This is a genomic window from Lishizhenia tianjinensis (genome assembly GCF_900116425.1).
GTDB classification, from domain to species: Bacteria; Bacteroidota; Bacteroidia; order Flavobacteriales_D; family Crocinitomicaceae; genus Lishizhenia; species Lishizhenia tianjinensis.
Genome location: NZ_FPAS01000001.1, coordinates 1342395 through 1360041, shown reverse-complemented (window position 1 = coordinate 1360041; position 17647 = coordinate 1342395). Strand labels below are relative to the sequence as shown.

Sequence of the window (17647 nt, the reverse complement as noted above, 5' to 3'; positions counted from 1 at the left end):
GTTTAAGTTTTAATTATTTAACTTCGCGGCTGGAAATTAATTGCTTGAAATATACAAAAACTTTTAAATGGCACTAGTACACTCTTTTGAAAAATCTGGAAATTTTTTATTCCGCTACAGAGGTCAAATCCCAACAATATTGTTCCTTTTGGCGATACCTGTAGTTTATTTTACGAACTATGATTGTTTACAAAAAGAGGGATGGTACTTCACTGCACTTTTAGTTGTTTCTGTGGTTCTTTCACTTTTAGGACAAATTATTAGAGCCATTGCAATTGGAACAAGTAATAAGAATACTTCGGGTAGAAATACCAAAAAGCAAGTGGCTGAAGCTTTGAATACTAAGGGGATATACTCAACTATGCGTCACCCCTTATACGTTGGGAATTACTTTATGTGGATAGGAATAGTTGCTTATACAGGGAACATTTGGTTTGTTGTATTGGTTTCTTTAGCCTTTTGGTTGTACTACGAAAGAATCATGTTTGCGGAAGAAAGATTCTTAGAGCGTAAGTTTGGTGAGGACTACGTGAATTGGTCGTTAAAAGTACCGGCATTTATTCCAAGCTTTAAAAATTATGAGGAGAATGATATTAAGTTCTCTATGAAAACGATACTAAGAAGAGAATACAGTGGAGTTACCGCTACCATGTTAGGTTTCTTGTTTGTGGACTTCTTTAGAGATTGGTTTACTACAGGGAAAATTGAGTTTAGACTTTATTATGTGGTTGTTTTGGTAGTGGCATTAAGTATTTCTTTAATCCTTCGTACGTTAAAACATCATACAAAAGTGTTGCACGAGGCAGATAGATCTTAATCTCTATAAAAAGATTGAAAATTATTTTTCTTATACAGTGTTGAAAAGTAGAAAGTTAGGGTCGGGCAAGAAAAAAGCTTGAAAAAAAACTTCGAAAAAGTTTAGTTTTTCCATAAAAGTAAATTATATTTGCACCCGATTTAAGAACAACGGTTCTAGAGAAAATAAGGCGTGGTAGCTCAGTTGGTTAGAGCGCAGGATTCATAACCCTGAGGTCGGGAGTTCAACTCTCCCTCACGCCACCAGAGAGAAAAAAGGCTTACAGTGATGTAAGCCTTTTTTTGTGACTTTTATTTACTTTTAGCGCATGAACCACCTATTGTTGATATTAACCGTCGCGCTTTTATTTGCGTGTCAATCACCGCAAGAAGAGACTAAAAAAGAACTTTCGCATTTATTTATTGATATGCCACAAGGAGTAGGCTGGGACCAAAAGGATAGCTGTTCTTTTCTCTATGTTAGCGCTCAAAAAGATAGCTTCTTGCTTAAAGGGGGGCTAAAATGCAGAGGTGGTTTATCAAGTGCTTACGGCAAGCATAATTATAGTTTGGAGTTTACCAAGGATTTTGAGTTATGTAATTTACCAGCAGAAGATGATTGGATATTACACGCAAGTTATATCGACAAAACTTTTATGCGACATAAATTATCCTATGATTTGTTTAGGCAGATGTCTCCCCAAAACATAGCCCCTCAAAGTAGCTTCATACAAGTAACGTATAATGGAGATTATCACGGTATATATTTGGCTATGCAACGTGTTAATGCCAAAATATTAGGGTTAAGTAAGAAAGATACCACTGCCTTTCTCTTTAAGGAACCTGGAATTTTTTATGAACACAGCAATCAGCAAGAAAGTAAAACCGGGAATTATTATTTTCAAAAACACCCGAAATTTAAAAAGGTGGATAAGCACGCTCATTTAGCACGTGTGAATCACTTTTTATTTCATGCCAGTGATGCGGAGTTTTTAGCAGATGTTGGGAAATATTTTGATTTGGACAACATCGTAGACTGGCATTTGCTATTACTGCTGTCCAATAACAGTGATGGAATCTTAAAGAACTTCTATTGTTATCAAGTGAAGGATGGAAAAGGATTGCGCATCATACCCTGGGATTACGACCATGCTTTTGGAAGGGATGGAAATGGAGATAGAAATGATTTAGAACGCAATGTAGATCCTCAACGGGCTGTATTAATCCAACGACTCATGACTATTGAATTGAACAATGATTATCCTCGAAAACTAAGAGAAAGGTATGCAGAGTTGAGAAGAAGTGGAGTTTTTTCTGAAATTAATTTCAACACAAGAATAGAGGAGATGCGTCAGGAAATTCTACCGTATATTCAAAGGAATTTTGAGCAGTGGCCCGTGAATGGAGCCTATTATCCTGACAGTAATGATTTCGAAATAGAGGTTAAGATTTTGAGCGATTATTTTCCGAAACGATTGAAGATGTTGGACAATCGATTTGGTTATCAGAAATAAAAAAAAGAGCCCTATGTTGTAGGGCTCTTTTGTTTTTAATCTTTGTAATGACAACATTTTGGAAGCTTTTCATAAGCTTCCATGTTGGCCTCATGATGATCGGTAGCATAACCACTGTTGGCAATGCGTTGATCTATTTCATCTAAGCTAATCACGCTAGAATCATATTTAACCATCATTTGCTTGGTGTCTTTGTTCCATTCTGCCATGTCAACTCCATCACATGTGTTTACTGCACCTTCAATGGTACTTTTACACATGTTGCAATTTCCTTGTACATTGAAGCTTGCTTCAACAACAGTGGCTTCTGTAGCTGCATTATTTTGGCAACTCATGGCTACCAAACCTAGTATGCTAAAAATTTGTATTGCTTTACGTTTCATTAATGTGGGTTTGAATATTCTGGATTATTTAAATACGTGTAATCCGTTAAAGTTTTTAGAAAGTTAATTAAATCCTCTTTCTCTTGAGCATCTAACATTAATCCTGTAGCTGTTGTTCCCAACAAAGCTTGATCAACGGTACTCGAGTTTTTAATTCCTTCGTTGTAGTGGTCTATTACCTCTTCTAAGGTATTAAAACGACCGTCGTGCATGTAGGGTGGAGTAACGGCAACATTACGCAAAGAAGTTACCTTAAACTTACCTCTATCATTTGGATCACCCGTAGCATTTTCACGACCGTAATCCGTCATTTCAGCATCCGTATCTAAACCGTTGTTCATGTACAAGTCATTTTCGAAATTATTCAAAGAATGACAGTGCATACAATCTGCTCCAGACTCGTTCGGGAAGAACTCTGTATATTCTTTAGAGAAAAGTTCCATACCTCTCATTTCACTCTCTGTCAAGGTTTCTTTTCCTGCCAAATATCTATCGTACTTAGAGTCTTCCGAGATAATGGAATTCATGAAGTTTTCGAGCGCTAATGAAATGTTAAGTGTATTTATCTCTCCGTTTTCAAAAGCTCTGGTAAACTGGTCAACATACTGCTGATCATTCTTCAGTTTGGTAATCACATTTTCCATACTCTCATCCATCTCTAAATGATCTTGTATAGGCAAAATCGCTTGGTCGCGCAATAAATCAGCTCTACCATCCCAAAAGAATTGGTTGGTGTTGTAGGCCATGTTAAAAATAGCCATAGCTTGACGTTTTCCTACACTATTGTCCACCCCAAAAGAGAATTGATTGGTATCTGAAAAGGCATTGGCTTGGTTATGACAACTTGCACAATTGATAGAACCGTCTCTTGAGAGTTTGTTTTCATAAAACAACATGCGTCCTAGTTTTACCTTTTCAACAGTAAGTGGGTTATCTGCCGCAACAATAAATTCAGGGAGCGTATTGTTTTTAAAATTCACGGTATACGCCTTAGGGTTGTATTCTATAATGTCATCCGTGCCTTTCTTACAAGATGTAACAAAAAATACTCCCCCAAGAAGTAGTGGTACTATTTGTTTTAAATTCATCTTAGTATACAATTTTTCGCGTTGTCAATACACCATCTACATCCATCACTTTCAATAAGTAAACACCTTTATTTTCTAATTGAATTTGTGCTTCTTTTTTATTTTCAATAGAACTTTCAGTAATTAAAGTTCCTGCTGCGTCATAGATGTAAAGTGTTGTCATCTCTTTATTTGAGCTAATATTTACGTGTCCATCTGTACTCGGATTCGGGAAAGCAATGATTTCTGTTGCTGGAGTAGCTACCTTTTCAGTAGATGCAATTGCCGAAGGGTAGAAAACATCTGTACTGAAGTTTTGAAGCATCTTTTTAGCTTCACCTATTTCTCCATGAGAGATTAAACCTTGAGAAACACTCAATCCGTTTAAGGCTCCGCTGTAGTCTGCATGAACTTCTAAGGTTTGAACTCCATTGATAACTGTAGAACCAGTCATTATTTCATCTGTTTCAAAGTAGTTCGAGTTTCCTAAACCGTGTAATTGCCACATCTGAGAAAAGTTGGTTCCAGCAACGCCTTCGAGTGCTGCAAATCTATATCCTGCTGCCCATCCCCAGTGCATGTTTGGTAAACTTGGTGCAAGCGGGTGTCCTGCAGGCTGCAGAGAAGGATTTTCATTGTTTACAGGTGCGTAAACACCGATGTGGAATTTTACACCTTCAAGTGTAGTTGCATTAACTTCTCCTAATTCTATGGTTGTATTTAAACCGTGATCAACGTTTACTAAAGCAACAGTATCATCGCTAATTGGTGTTACTTGGTTACCGTCGTGAATTACAGAAATTCGCGTAATGTAATATTGAATTCTTGTAAATTTAATTTCTTCTCCATTACGTATTAAACCTGGAGTGTTCATTACAGGAGTTTGGTTGTTAAAGGTGTGATGTATTAATAGGTTAACATCAACTTGAGCATTAGCAAAGCCTGCGAATACTAGGGCGCAAAAAAGTAATAAATTTTTCATGTGCATGTGTTTTTCTTGGATGTAAACATCCGTATTAAATTTTAGTTTTAAGTGCGGCAAAAAGCCTTAAGATTTATAGTTTGAGCTGTTTTTGTGATACAGCAAAAAGAATTCGATACTGGCGTATCAAATTAAATAACAGGCAATACGTTGGTAAATTTTCCTGTTAAGGGGAGGGGGAGCATCGGTGTAGATAGATGTCTCCTCTTTAAGATTACCTACAGCTGTTAAAGGGGTAGGATGTATGTATGTGAGGGAAATAAAGTCAAGACTAACCCCCGTATCATTAAGATTTTGGTTGTAGTCTAAACCATTACTTGCATTCTTGAGTTGAGAGGTACAGCAAAGAGCTTGTATGCTCGTTTCTTCGCTTTTAGCAGTGTTGCAACAAGCGGGGGGCGTTTCGCAGCAGGACTGTTCTTGCGCCAAATTTTCATTCTGATGCTTACAACTTTGGAAACTAAGACTCGTGCTTACTTCTTGAGAGGTTCTACATAAATTCTCATAGACGCTAATTCCCTTTACCAGAAAAGAACTGGTAAAAAGTAGCACGCCCAATAGAAGTGTAAGTAGACTTTTCACACCATGAAAATAGTTATTCTTTTGTAGTCTTCAGAACGTTTTTTGATTTAATACTTGAAATCCTATTTTATCGTTTTCGGGTAAAACCAAAAAAGGGAACTCCTCAGAGCTCCCTTGTATCGTGTTTGTAGTTTTAATTAATGACCGTGTTCAGCTTCTCCCTTCATCAATTCTGCCATCATGTAATAGGCTTTGTTTTGAAGAAATATTTTGTTTTTTAAATCATCGGCTAAACGAACAGAGGAGTATTCTTCATTGGTATTGGTAACGATAACTTCAACCATTTGTAAGTCGTATTCTTCTCCTTCATCTTTTAGGATAAAAGCAAAGTTTTTTCCCTTGTCTGTAGTAATGGCTTCGTTGGGTAGCGCCAAAACAGCATGGTCTGATGTACTTATTTTTCCTTGTACATACATTCCTGGAAGCATAAATTCTTTCTTGTCTTTGATGTCGGCATGTATGTGCACAGCTTTCGGGTCAGACTCAAAAGCCTTTCCTACGCTGAAAATAGTTGCGGTATAGCTTTCATGGGGAGCGGCTTGTAATTTGAAACTGATGGTTTGACCTTCTTTTACCTTGTTGATGTCTTTTTCAAAAACCATTAAATCGGCATGTACATGATCGTTATTGACGATGTCAAACATCTCTTTTGAGGGAGAAACGAATTGACCGGTTTTTACGAATACCTTTCTGATGTAGCCAGAAATAGGACTCACTACAGGTATGCTTTCGTAGATTTTTCCATTTTCCACTTTTTTAGGATCTATAGACAAGAGTTTTAATTCCGCTTCCAGACCTAATACTTCTCCTTTTGTGGCTTTGTATTCAGCGTCTGTAGCTTGGTATTCTTTTCCTGAGGCAACTTGTTCATCGTAAAGTTTTTTAGTTCTTTCTAAACTTTGCTCAAGGAATTTTAACCTGCTTTTACTCTGAACGTATTGGGTTTGAATTCGAATAATTTCAGGGTGTGTTAAATAGGCTAAAACCTGGTTCTCTTTAATTTTTTGCCCCTCTATCACTTGAATAGATTTTACATTAGCTCCCAAAATAGAGGTTACAGTAGCTTCGTTTTGAGGGGGTACTTGCAAGTAACCATTTACTTCCACCCAATCATCAATGTTTACATACTGTAAACTATCTGCGAGGAGTCCCATTTCTTGAAACTTCGCTTTGGAAAGATGATACCCTTCCGTTTCGTGGTCATTGTGGTGCTCTGCATCTTCATTGTGTGCGTGATCATGCGCAGGAGAAGCAGTTGTTTCTGGTGCTACATCATTTTGACAAGCTGCAAGGGCAAGGGCCAAGATGAATATGCTATATAATTTTTTCATGTCTTTTACTTTTTACCTAATAAATTAGATAGGTGAATAATGGATTGGTTATAGCTGTTGATGCTCGCTAAATATTTTACTTGTATATCTAAAGCAAAATTGATGTTTTGAAAATATTCAATGTAATCTATAGCTCCTTCTTGATAGCTCAATTGCGCTTTTTCGAGAATGAGGTTTGATTGAACAAGGGCTTTTTCTTGAAAATACAAAAGGTTGTTCTTTTCTTTTTCTACCCGAATAATTTCCATTTCAACTTCGTTCATTAATTGATTTAACACATAGGCATTGTTTACGCGAGCTTGTTCCAAAGCGATGTTGCTAGCTTTGATGTGCGCCTTTTGTGCTCCGAAGAACAAAGGAATTACAACGCCTAATTCAAGGGCTTGAAACCTATCGTTGTAACCTGCCGATGGATTTCCAAAGTAGGGCGTACCTATCATGGAAATGTTGAAATAGCCCAAGGTAAAACTCGGACTCAACTTCGCTTTTTCTACCTCCAACTGCGCTTGGCTGTACTTTACCTGTTCCTCTTGTTTTTGTATGCTTGGGTGCAGGTTTAAGCTGTCTTTATCCCACAACACCAAATCTAAAATTTGCAGTTCTGGTTGAAAGCTATATTGCAAACTGTCTTGTAATAAGAAATGTAATTTGTTTTCTTGAATTGCAATGTCCTGAGCATTTAAGAACAAATCGTTCTTCACTTGATGTAATTGAGTTTCTGCATTGGCCTTTTCAAGTATACTGCTTCCTTCTAATTCAAACTTTAGGGTAGAAGCCTTTAAATTGTTGGTGAAAAGGGTGTCTTTCATGCGTAGAACATCCTTTACAGCATGCAGATAGCTCAATTCCATCCACGTTTTTCTAACTTCTTCACTTACGTCGAGTGCAACAATTGCTTGGTCTTGTTTGGCGATGTTTACCCGTGTTGAGTTTGCCTTTTTATTGCGCAGGTAAACATGAGGTAATTCGAAGTTTTGAGAGATGGAAATTCCATAGTCGTTCAGGTAACTGTTGATTTGACCATAATTTACCCCTACGTTGGTTTTGTCTAAGTTAACCGAGGTTTTTACCAATGCTTCGTAATGCGCTAAGTCGAGCTGACTCATTTGCACTTTTTGATTGTTTGCTAAAGCGACATTAACTGCTTCATCAGCATGTGTAAGGACCTTTTCTTGCGCCATAAGTTGTGGCGTAAACATGAGTATCACCAAGGCTAAAACTGCTTTCTTTAAAGGTGCACTAGAATTTCTACTTTCCATAATTTTATAGAAAATCGGTAAAACAAAGAGGGTTAACAAAGTGGCTGAAATCATTCCTCCAATCACTACGGTTGCTAATGGCTGTTGTACTTCAGCTCCTGCAGATGTTGAAATTGCCATGGGTAAGAAACCAAGTACATCTGTTAAAGCGGTTAAAAGAATGGGTCTAATTCTTCGTTTCGCACCCTTGGATATTCTTTCTGCAAGACTCAATTCGGGTTCTTCCTCCTTGAGTTCATTCCAACTGTTCACCAGAACTAATCCGTTGAGAACCGCAACCCCAAAGAGAACGATAAATCCAACTCCTGCCGAAATACTAAAGGGCATATCGCGTAAAACTAAAGCAAGTATACCTCCAATCGTAGCAAAAGGAATAGCTAAGAAGATCATAATACTTTGTTGCATAGACTTCAAGGCGAAGAAAATGAGCAATAAGATTAATGCCAGTGCTATAGGAACAACAACTTTTAGTTTCGCCGATGCTCTCTCTAAATTTTCAAAGGCACCACCGTAACGAATAAAGTAACCTGGAGGTAGGTCTAATTTTTCATCCAATATTCCTTGAATTTCTTTGACCAATGAGGCGATGTCTCTATCCCTTACATTAATACCCACGTAAGTCCTACGGTTCGTATTGTCTCTACTTATCTGCATAGGTCCGGGTTGGTATGTAATCTCGGCCAACTCACGCAAAGGAATTTGTGAATTGTTTGGGAGTCGTACATAGAGGTTTTTAAGATCTGTGATACCTGACCTTTTCTGTTCTTGTAGTCGAACCACCAAGTCAAACCTGCGTTCTCCTTCAAAAATTACACCCGCTTTAGAACCTGCAATGGCACTCTGAACCAATTTATTGATGTCGGCTATATTTAATCCATACTGGGCAAGTTTCGCTCTGTTGTAATTTATGGTGATTTGAGGTAAACCTGCAGTTGCCTCCACTTTCATGTCTCCAATTCCTTGTACACCTCCTATTAGTTGACCAATTTCTTCCGCTTTTTCAGCCAAGATGTCCAAGTCTTCTCCAAAAAGTTTAATGGCAATGTCTTCGCGAACACCAGTAATTAACTCGTTGAAGCGCATCTCTATGGGTTGTGTAAATTCATAAGCTACGCCGGGTACCTCAGAAATCTTAGCCTTTATTTTTTCGATGAGTTCAGACTTGCTAGAAGCGCTGGTCCATTCGTCTTGTGGTTTAAGTATGATAAAACAATCGGCCAAGTCCATAGGCATAGGGTCAGTCGGAACCTCAGCTACACCAATTCTACTCAATACTGTTTTGGCCTCTGGGAAATTGTCTAAGATGATTTTTTCAACTTTAGAAGTTGTGGCTGTCATTTCACTTAGCGAACTTCCCGGGGTTAAAATAACGTGGTAGGCAATGTCGCCTTCATCTAATTGAGGAATAAATTCTCCTCCCATTCTCGAAAAAAGCCAAACCACAGAACCCAAAGCGAGAATAGCAAGGGTCAATACAATTTTCCATTTGTTCAATACCCAATTCAAGGCTGGTGTATAGATTCTTTCTAAGAAAAGAATGAATTTATCACCCCTGGAAAGTTTATTGCTGCTTGCTCCGCGTAGGAACCATGCCGACATCATAGGGACATAGGTTAAACACAATAGCATAACCCCTATCATGGCAAACATGAAGGTAAAGGCCATAGGTTTGAACATTTTTCCTTCTACGCCTTCTAAGGTGAGTATAGGGATGAAAACAATTAATATAATTAACTGACCAAAGAAGGCACTTTTCATCATTTTACTTGAAGAAGATATTGCCGCTTCATCGCGTTGTTGTTGGTTGAGTTTTTGGCTGAGGAATTTGTCGTGTATCATGAACACGGTTCCTTCAACAATAATTACCGCTCCATCCACGATAATACCAAAGTCAATGGCACCTAAACTCATCAAATTGGCCCAAACACCAAAGTAGTGCATAAGGATAAAAGCGAAGAGCAAAGAAAGCGGAATGGTAGAGGCTACAATTAATCCACCGCGCCAGTTACCTAATAAAATAACGAGGACGAAGATTACAATTAAAGCCCCTTCAATTAAGTTTCTGGCAAGGGTAGAGGTGGTTGAAGAGATTAAGTCAGAACGCTCCAAGAAAGGTTTAATGCTTACTCCTTCTGGCAAAGATTTTTGAATTTCATCCATGCGGATTTGAACATCCTCAATAACATCGTTAGAATTGGCGCCTTTCAACATCAAGATCATACCTCCAACGGCTTCACCTTTTCCATCTTTGGTTAAAGCACCGTAGCGAATGGCATTTCCATATTGAACTTTTGCCACATCACCAATGGTTACAGGTATGTCATTTTTAATTTGTACGACTATCTGTTTGATGTCATCCAAACTTTTAATCAAACCTTCACCACGAATAAAATTGGCAAAGTGATTTTTTTCTATGTAAGCACTTCCTGTATTTTCATTGTTGCGTTCTAAAGCGTCGAAAACTTCTGTAATACTGATATCCATCGCTCTTAACTCTTCTGGATCAACAGCTATTTCGTATTCTTTGATGTCTCCCCCAAAGGCATTTACCTCTACAACTCCTGGTACCATAGCCATTTGGCGACGTATAATCCAATCTTGTATGCTTCTGAGCTCTCTTAAATCATAGTCTTGGCTGTGTTCTTCATCTACCTCTAAAGTATATTGATAGATTTCACCTAAACCTGTTGCGATAGGACCGATGTGAGGTTCTCCAAATTGAGCCGGTATTTCTGCTTTTACTTCCACGAGTTTTTCAGAAACAAGTTGTCGGGGAAGATAGGTGCCCATATCATCTTCAAAAACAAGCGTGACCACCGATAAACCAAAACGGGAAATAGAGCGCACTTCCACAATGCCTGGAAGGTTGGCCATACTTACCTCTATGGGGTAGGTTACAAATTGTTCGATGTCTTCGGTTCCTAAATTAGGAGCCTGGGTAATAACCTGTATTTGGTTATTGGTAATGTCTGGAACTGCATCTAAAGGGACTTTCGTCATACTCCAAATCCCCATTGCAGCCAGCGCTATGGTCATAAGACCTATTATTAATTTGTTCTTTACTGAGAAAGAAATAATTTTTTCTATCATGAGATAAAAGTTTAAACGTGTGCAATTTCGTCCCAAAGTGTGGGACCTAATCTGTGTTTAAACTTGAGAAGGAGGACCGCGAAGAAGATGTTGTTTCCGCTGAGGGGGCTGATAAATATTCGCTCTGTAAAAGTCGTATTGTTTCCCAGCTTTTAAGTCGATTAATTGTAAACCAACAATTAAAGCAAAGGTGAAAACGAGGCTTAGAATAAAAACTTGAGAAATTTGATCAGCTGAAAAGATTTCAACTTTTATGGAATCTCCTAAGTGTTCATTTTCTGTGAGGTAGCATAGTAACAAGTCAAATACGCCCTCATCATAGTGTTCACCGTGTTCTATTAAACTCGTGTGTTCATGACCGTGCTCTATGTGAGAAGGGTGTTCTCTGTGCTCAAACTTTGCGTGTTCTATTTGTATATCATTACTTTCACACAAAGGCAGAAAACTATTACCTGCACCAAAGGTGTACAGCAATACTAATCCTAAAAAAAGGTATGTGAGTAACTTAGTCACTTCGCAAAAGTAGAAAATTTTCCTTTGTTTAAGGAAGAGAAAAGTGCTAAGAAACTGTTAATCCTCTATTTGGAAAAAGGCAAAATTCACACCTCCGTATTTTCTTACAAATTGAAAATGTTTGTAGGCTTCAAAATTACATTCTCTACCGTGCTCTATTATAAGAACTCCACCAGGGTTTAACAATTCTCTTTCAAATACCAAACGGTGTATATCGTCGTGTATATCTGCTGCAAAGGGTGGGTCGGTAAAAATGATATCGTAGCTTTCTTTTGTTTTCTCTAAGAACTTAACAGCATCACTTTTGTAGACCTTTACATCATCGTGTAAGTTGTGTTTTTTTACCAAATCAAAAATGAACTTGGTACACTTGAAGTTTTGATCAATCGCTGTGATATGTCCTGCTTCTCTTGATGCAAATTCCAGTGTTATGTTTCCTGTACCTGCACACAAATCAAGGATGTCTAGGTTGATCAACGAATATTGATTTTCCAACATGTTGAATAATCCTTCCTTAGCAAAATCTGTAGTTGGTCGAGAAGGAAAACCTTTCGGGGCACTAAAACGTTGACTCTTTAATTTACCTCTAATTATACGCACAGTAAGTGATGTTTTATGTATTGGTGTTCTTTCACTTCCAAGCGAATATTTTTTAATTCGTCTATAGAAGTAAAGGTTTCTTTTAATTCCTTTAAATCAATTTTGGCGTTCAGGGCAGAGATGGCAATTTCGCCACTTTCCTTACTAATTTCTAGTTTCTGTAAAACCAAAAGGGTATGATAAACTATATCATTTACGTGGTTGTATTCAAAGGCATTGGAGAATTTCAGTTCGCCGTGCACAAATACATTTAAGTAAAAGTGTTGATCATTCACCTCAATTTCTACCGTTGGCTTAAAGCTATTGGCTTGATTCATTCCTCGCAAAAACAAAGTAGAGGCATGTTGAATAACAATGCGTGGATACTTTACGATAAAGAAGGATTTGATCCAAGAAGGAAGGTGAAATATACTTGAAATACCAAGCTGAGGTAACATGTTGTAGTCTATCTCATTTTTAGCAAAGTGATCACCAAAACAAAGGGTAAATGCGTCGGTGTAATTTTTACTATCAATAAGACTAAAAGGTACTAAAGTGTAGGTATTGTTCCAGTAGGCTAAACTTACTTCATCGAAATCTCTTCTGAGATTATTGGCGTGGATGAAGGTTAAAAGTTCTGTTTTGATCTCTTCTTCAACAAAAGAGCTAAACTGAAGGTGATAGTGATTTACAACTTCTTCTGAAGAACGAAGAACCTCAGCAAAATGTGCTGAGGTTCCAGTAATATTTATACAAAGTTGTGTAGCCATATGCTTACTCCCAAGTTCCTGTTAAAGATCCTGTTTTCAAGTTACCAAATCCTATAGTATCTTTTGTACCTCCTTCAAATTTAGAGATAGGCTCTTCTGCGTAAACTCTGATTACTGGCATAGTATCTTGAATAACTATAGCAGAATCTATGGTTTGAATTGTCCACTCATATCTTGGTTCAGAAAGTGGTACGTATCTAATCTCTTCAATATCGAAAGGACCCATGTTGAATCGAGCTCTGTTGGCTTTCATCGACTTGTTGTTTAAGAAACTTTCTTTGAAAGATATCTCTACTGTATCTCTTCTGAAGTTATCTAAACCAGGGATGTTTGTTGGGTTGTTGAATTCGTATTTCAATCTGTACGCTTCCAATTCTGTCATGTTCTCATCAGAAGGAGGGTTAGCGTTGTACAACAACATTTTTTCTGCCTTCTTCAATTTGTATTGAGGAACTGTTCCTTCAGACTCAACTTTCTTAACTGTACCTGTTTCAAAGAAGTTTTTCAACTCATCGAAATTAGCAGCGTATCTTCCGTTTTGTTCTTTAAATGCTTTTTCAAGTTCTTTGATTTCAGTCAAAACCTGAACAGTTTGTAACTCAGCAGCCACTCTCTTTTCATTGTGAAGAATAGAGTCGTTTACTGATTCATATGAAAAGTAACCTATCAAACAAGTCACCACCGTACATAAAACTGCTAGAACTATAACTAAATTTCTTTTTAAAAGTCCAGAGCTTAGTAATACTGCAAGTACACCTCCAACAAAGATGTTAGCAGATGCTACTATGAATAATGAATCTTGACCGTTTTTCTCGTTCAATCCGTAGATTAATAAAACCAAACCTACTATTGCAATTACCGCTGCAAGTAAATATTTCTTAAAAATAATGTTTATAGAACCGTTCATTCTTTATGAATTTCATTTATGCCTTACAAAACTACAATTTTTTTAATAGCGCAATATTTCACACAGTAGTTTTTTTGAACCGTTTAATCAATTGCAAAGGGAGAGCAGTTTAGATTTGAACATTGCCCCAGCATGAAAGGAAAGTTTTTAACTTCGCAATTATGCATCCAAAAACTGAATTTAAGGCAAAAGTAAGTAAGGCTTTTGGTCATCCTATGACCTCAGACCAAGAACGTGCTGTAGATCAGTTAATCGAGTTTACCTATAAAAAATTAGAGAAGGATGTATTCGTATTAACGGGGTATGCCGGAACAGGGAAAACCAGTGTGATGGCGGCCTACGTGAATGCCTTAAAGTCTGTAACTAAGAAGTTTGCTTTGTTGGCGCCAACGGGTAGGGCAGCAAAAGTTTTTGCCAATAAGGCAGGACACAGAGCCTATACCATACACAGTTATATCTATAAAGGAAGTGATGAATTAGAACCTGGTTCTGCTTTTGTACGACCAAACGATGCGGGTGTTCGAGTGATTATTGTGGATGAAGCTTCGATGATAGCAGAGTCCTCTTTCCAAGAAGGACGAAATACTTATGTGCAAAACTTATTGCAAGACCTCTTCACATTTGCTTATTCTAATGGTAACGCAAAGATAATATTCGTAGGAGATGAAGGACAGCTTCCTCCCGTAGGATGTAATTTTAGTCCGGCTTTAAATAAAGACTACCTCAAAAGCAATTATTTTCTCGACAATACCTATCACATACAATTAACAGAAGTCTTGCGTCAAGCGCATGATTCAGATATTCTGCACAATGCAACCTTATTGCGTTCGGCAGAAAACGGGCGTTATCCTCACTTTGAGTTACGAGGTAAGGCCGATTTACGAAGAATCAATGGTGAAGAATTGCAAGAAGAATTAGACAGTGCCATTTCTAATTATGGAATAGAGGATACGATAATGATAACCCGAAGTAACAAAAGGGCGAATTTATTCAATGCTCAAATTAGAAGTAGAATACTTTGGTATGAAGATGTCTTGGTGGGAGGAGATTACCTAATGATTGTCAAAAACAATTACAAGTGGTTGCCCAAAGACAACAACATAGGTTTCTTGGCCAATGGAGAAATAATACGCGTTCGAAAGTTGCACAAACTCGAAGAAATGTATGGTTTTCTTTTTGCTCAAGTAAGTGTGGAGTTAGTGGATTACCCCGAAATGGATCAGCTTGAACTTTATTTAAACTTAGAAACCTTAACCTTAGATGCACCTAATTTATCTAGAGAGAGAATGAAGGATTTATGGGAAGCACTGGAGATGGATTACAGTTGGGAAAAGAACAAGAAGAAGCGTTATGCTCGTATTTTAAATGATCCTTATTTCTGTGCGCTACAAGTAAAGTATGCTTATGCTATTACCTGTCATAAATCACAGGGTGGACAGTGGAGTGCTGTGTTTTTAGATCAAGGCTTTTTAAATGAAGAGATGCTGGATAAAGACTTTTTTAATTGGTTGTACACCGGCTTTACCCGAGCATCTGAAAAATTATTTCTCGTGAATTTCCACGACGCCTTCTTTGAGGAAGACTAAAGATCTTTAAGTTTTACACTCACCGTTCCTACATCTACACTTGCTTTCTTCAACATTTTATTGAAGCGTTTAATAATCTTTTTCGCTTCACTTGGCGACATGTACATGTTGGCAAGAACAGTAATTTCTTGTTGCATTTGTTTAGCCAGTTGCGCACATCTGAATAAGGTCAATACATCGTTATCTGTGAATTTGTATTTTGCCTTCAAGGCATTTACCTTTTCATTATTCACGCTGAAGTCTGTTATAACAGGATCAGTATACGAACTGATGTAAAGGTTGATGGCTCTGTTTATATTCACATAAATTTCATTGCTTCTTAAGCGCTTAAATGATAAACTATCTCTGTGTGCTGGAGTTGGGTATTCATCAAATTCTCTTCCTTGAAAATCTTTTTCAACATGTGAACCATTCCATTTTCCTATTCCGCCAGCTACTAAATGTGTATGTGTTTTTAACTTTTTATTCAGCATTGCTTCGAAGAATTCAACCATGGCAGTGCTGTCTTTCTCATTGAACAAAGTTCCTTCAAGGGCATAACTTTTTTCCTCAAATAAATCAATGGCAGCAAACTGAACTTTACTCGCATATTTTGGAAGCGCGTCCATTACAGAAATGTGCAGCATGTTGTCATCTGCGTCTGTGGAATTATAGTCGTAAGGTATAGTCAAAACTCTAATTTCTATGGCCTCTGGTTCTGCAGATTCTGGAATCCAAAACTCTTGTGTATACAAATCAAAGGTACATGAGTCCTCGAAAGTGTATAAACCGTCTTTTACCTTATAGCTGGCCCAGTTTCTTCCAATAAGTTCTTCTGATTTTGATTTTTTACGTTCCAAGTTGCTCAATAACTCCATAGCTCTTTCTTTTTCAAGCGTGAGTTTTTTGATTTCAGATTTACATTGGTCGTAATATCCGTAAAGAGTAAGTACCTTTTCTTGCATTTCTCTTCTTTTATCACCTCCGTCAGAAACGCTTGGGTAGCTCTGACCTTTCTTCTTTTTCTTACTGGTAGTAATAGTGGTACTTCCTCTAAAATCGCTTACCTTCTTTTCGGTTTTATCTATAGAAAGTGAGGTCTTTGCCTTTTCTTTTTCCCAGTAGGCTATCCAGAAATCATATCCTTTCTTACCGTAAATCATATCATTTACGCGGGCAATATCTCTAGTAAGGGCATTAATGATGCTGTAGTAGGTTGCCTCTCCTGCATAACTAGAGTCTGGCGATAAAAATCGGTTGTCCACAGATCCGAACAAGTGGTAACTTAAGCCATTTCTTTCTATGACTACTGTTGTTTGTTTTTCCTCGTTGTAACCGTATACATCAACATGAATATTTGTTGCCTTGTTTTTCCCTGAGGTGTAAATATTGGTGATATTGGTTCTACGTGGCTCTATACTTTTAGTCGTTTTACGCTTTCCTTCTAATTTTTTTTCAATTTGTATTTCGTAAGGAAAGAGTCCGCTAGATTTTGGTAAGGCTACATTGAACCTGTTGTTTTCGTCTTTTTCTCTGTCTACAAAAGTGCTAGACGACATGGTTCCATCTCCCACAGCGATTAGGAAGTTTTGATAATTGTCTGCTTCACCACCCAATTGAGTGAATATTTCATAACTTCTATTATTTACATAAGTGTTAATTGCCAAAGCAATTGCGTTCAATACTTGCTGTTGCTCGTTGAAATTTAAAAAAGGCATGGCAGAAACCATGGTGACTTTGTTTCTAAAGTTGATGGAAGGATCCATAACATTGTCAAACCTTTCGTTGATGATCTTTTTTCCGTCTATGGTTTTAAATGCACTGGAAGGTAGGTGACCTCTTAATACTTCCTCGAATTGTTGGTATTTGTGTTCGAGTCCTTTTTTCTCTAATTGCTTAGAACGTTTCGCTTTTAGGAGATTATTCAAATCCCATAAAGCCAGTTTGTTGGCTGCTTCTGCAAGAATTCCTTTAGGAGCTTTGGCAAGGGTGTAGGTGTCAAAATTTAAAAATTCTGGGTGACTAATAATCAAACTCTCTATACTGTCGAAATTCACCTCTCCGTTGGGCATTCGAACATCTTCTCCCGTATATATAAGGTATCGACCTAGGTTTTGGTCGAGTATAGGACTCTTTTTTACGATGTGATAGAAGTAAGCTTTTTCTTCAGGTGTAAAACTCGTTGCGGTCTGTGAAAAACTAACGGTACTTACTACCAGAACAAGAAGGGTAAAAATGTATTTCATAGTCAAATTATAAGCGTTGCAAATATGCGATTTATAGTTCAGTAGATTTAAAAAGTTGATGCTT

The 17647-nt window shown here is 37.5% G+C and carries 14 protein-coding genes and 1 tRNA gene; 4 read left to right on the top strand and 11 right to left on the bottom strand.

All coding sequences use genetic code 11. The features are described from left to right. Positions 1-67: 67 nt before the first annotated feature. The 3 genes from BM327_RS06245 (at position 68) to BM327_RS06235 (ending at position 2309) form a co-directional block, all read left to right on the top strand. Positions 68-817: a methyltransferase family protein gene (locus BM327_RS06245; protein ID WP_090247458.1), complete on the top strand. Its 750-nt coding sequence runs from the start codon at positions 68-70 to the stop codon at positions 815-817. Positions 818-985: 168 nt separating this feature from the next. Beyond that, positions 986-1062 (top strand) — tRNA-Met (locus BM327_RS06240). Between the two features lie 62 nt (positions 1063-1124). Then, a complete protein-coding gene (locus BM327_RS06235; RefSeq protein ID WP_090247457.1) occupies positions 1125-2309 on the top strand; it encodes a CotH kinase family protein in 1185 nt (394 codons plus the stop codon). 35 nt (positions 2310-2344) lie between these two features. On the opposite strand, the gene BM327_RS06230 is transcribed toward BM327_RS06235, so the two are convergent. The 10 genes from BM327_RS06230 to BM327_RS06185 form a co-directional block, all read right to left on the bottom strand. After that, positions 2345-2692, bottom strand: coding sequence for a heavy-metal-associated domain-containing protein (locus BM327_RS06230; RefSeq protein ID WP_090247456.1), 348 nt, complete (start codon positions 2690-2692; stop codon positions 2345-2347). Continuing rightward, positions 2692-3780 (bottom strand): cytochrome-c peroxidase, encoded by a 1089-nt coding sequence (locus BM327_RS06225; RefSeq protein ID WP_090247455.1) that lies wholly within the window; start codon positions 3778-3780, stop codon positions 2692-2694. Before BM327_RS06225 ends, BM327_RS06230 begins: the two co-directional genes overlap by 1 nt. A gap of 1 nt (position 3781) precedes the next feature. Next, on the bottom strand, positions 3782-4741 hold the full coding sequence (locus tag BM327_RS06220) for an MbnP family protein (RefSeq protein WP_170853690.1): 960 nt from the start codon (positions 4739-4741) through the stop codon (positions 3782-3784). 126 nt (positions 4742-4867) lie between these two features. Next, the gene (locus tag BM327_RS06215) at positions 4868-5323 is read right to left on the bottom strand and encodes a hypothetical protein (protein WP_090247453.1); all 456 of its coding nucleotides are present in this window, start codon (positions 5321-5323) and stop codon (positions 4868-4870) included. A gap of 137 nt (positions 5324-5460) precedes the next feature. Further along, complete coding sequence (locus BM327_RS06210) at positions 5461-6654, bottom strand: efflux RND transporter periplasmic adaptor subunit (RefSeq protein ID WP_090247452.1); 1194 nt, start codon at positions 6652-6654, stop codon at positions 5461-5463. A gap of 5 nt (positions 6655-6659) precedes the next feature. After that, the gene (locus tag BM327_RS06205; protein ID WP_090247451.1) at positions 6660-11003 is read right to left on the bottom strand and encodes a CusA/CzcA family heavy metal efflux RND transporter; all 4344 of its coding nucleotides are present in this window, start codon (positions 11001-11003) and stop codon (positions 6660-6662) included. A 57-nt stretch (positions 11004-11060) separates the two neighbouring features. Further along, on the bottom strand, positions 11061-11516 hold the full coding sequence (locus tag BM327_RS06200) for a hypothetical protein (RefSeq protein ID WP_090247450.1): 456 nt from the start codon (positions 11514-11516) through the stop codon (positions 11061-11063). A 57-nt stretch (positions 11517-11573) separates the two neighbouring features. Then, on the bottom strand, positions 11574-12116 hold the full coding sequence (locus BM327_RS06195; protein WP_170853689.1) for an RsmD family RNA methyltransferase: 543 nt from the start codon (positions 12114-12116) through the stop codon (positions 11574-11576). Beyond that, positions 12107-12865, bottom strand: coding sequence for a DUF3822 family protein (locus BM327_RS06190; RefSeq protein ID WP_090247448.1), 759 nt, complete (start codon positions 12863-12865; stop codon positions 12107-12109). Before BM327_RS06190 ends, BM327_RS06195 begins: the two co-directional genes overlap by 10 nt. A 4-nt stretch (positions 12866-12869) precedes the next feature. Further along, positions 12870-13772, bottom strand: a complete 903-nt coding sequence (locus BM327_RS06185; protein WP_090247447.1) for a hypothetical protein — start codon at positions 13770-13772, stop codon at positions 12870-12872. A gap of 161 nt (positions 13773-13933) precedes the next feature. On the opposite strand from BM327_RS06185, the gene BM327_RS06180 reads away from it, so the two are divergent. Continuing rightward, entirely contained in the window at positions 13934-15358 is a 1425-nt protein-coding gene (locus BM327_RS06180; protein ID WP_090247446.1) for an ATP-dependent DNA helicase, read from the top strand. Here the strand turns inward: BM327_RS06180 and BM327_RS06175 are convergent. Next, positions 15355-17583, bottom strand: a complete 2229-nt coding sequence (locus BM327_RS06175) for a hypothetical protein (RefSeq protein ID WP_090247445.1) — start codon at positions 17581-17583, stop codon at positions 15355-15357. The two genes, BM327_RS06180 and BM327_RS06175, sit on opposite strands and share 4 nt — an antisense overlap. Between the last annotated feature and the right edge of the window lie 64 nt (positions 17584-17647).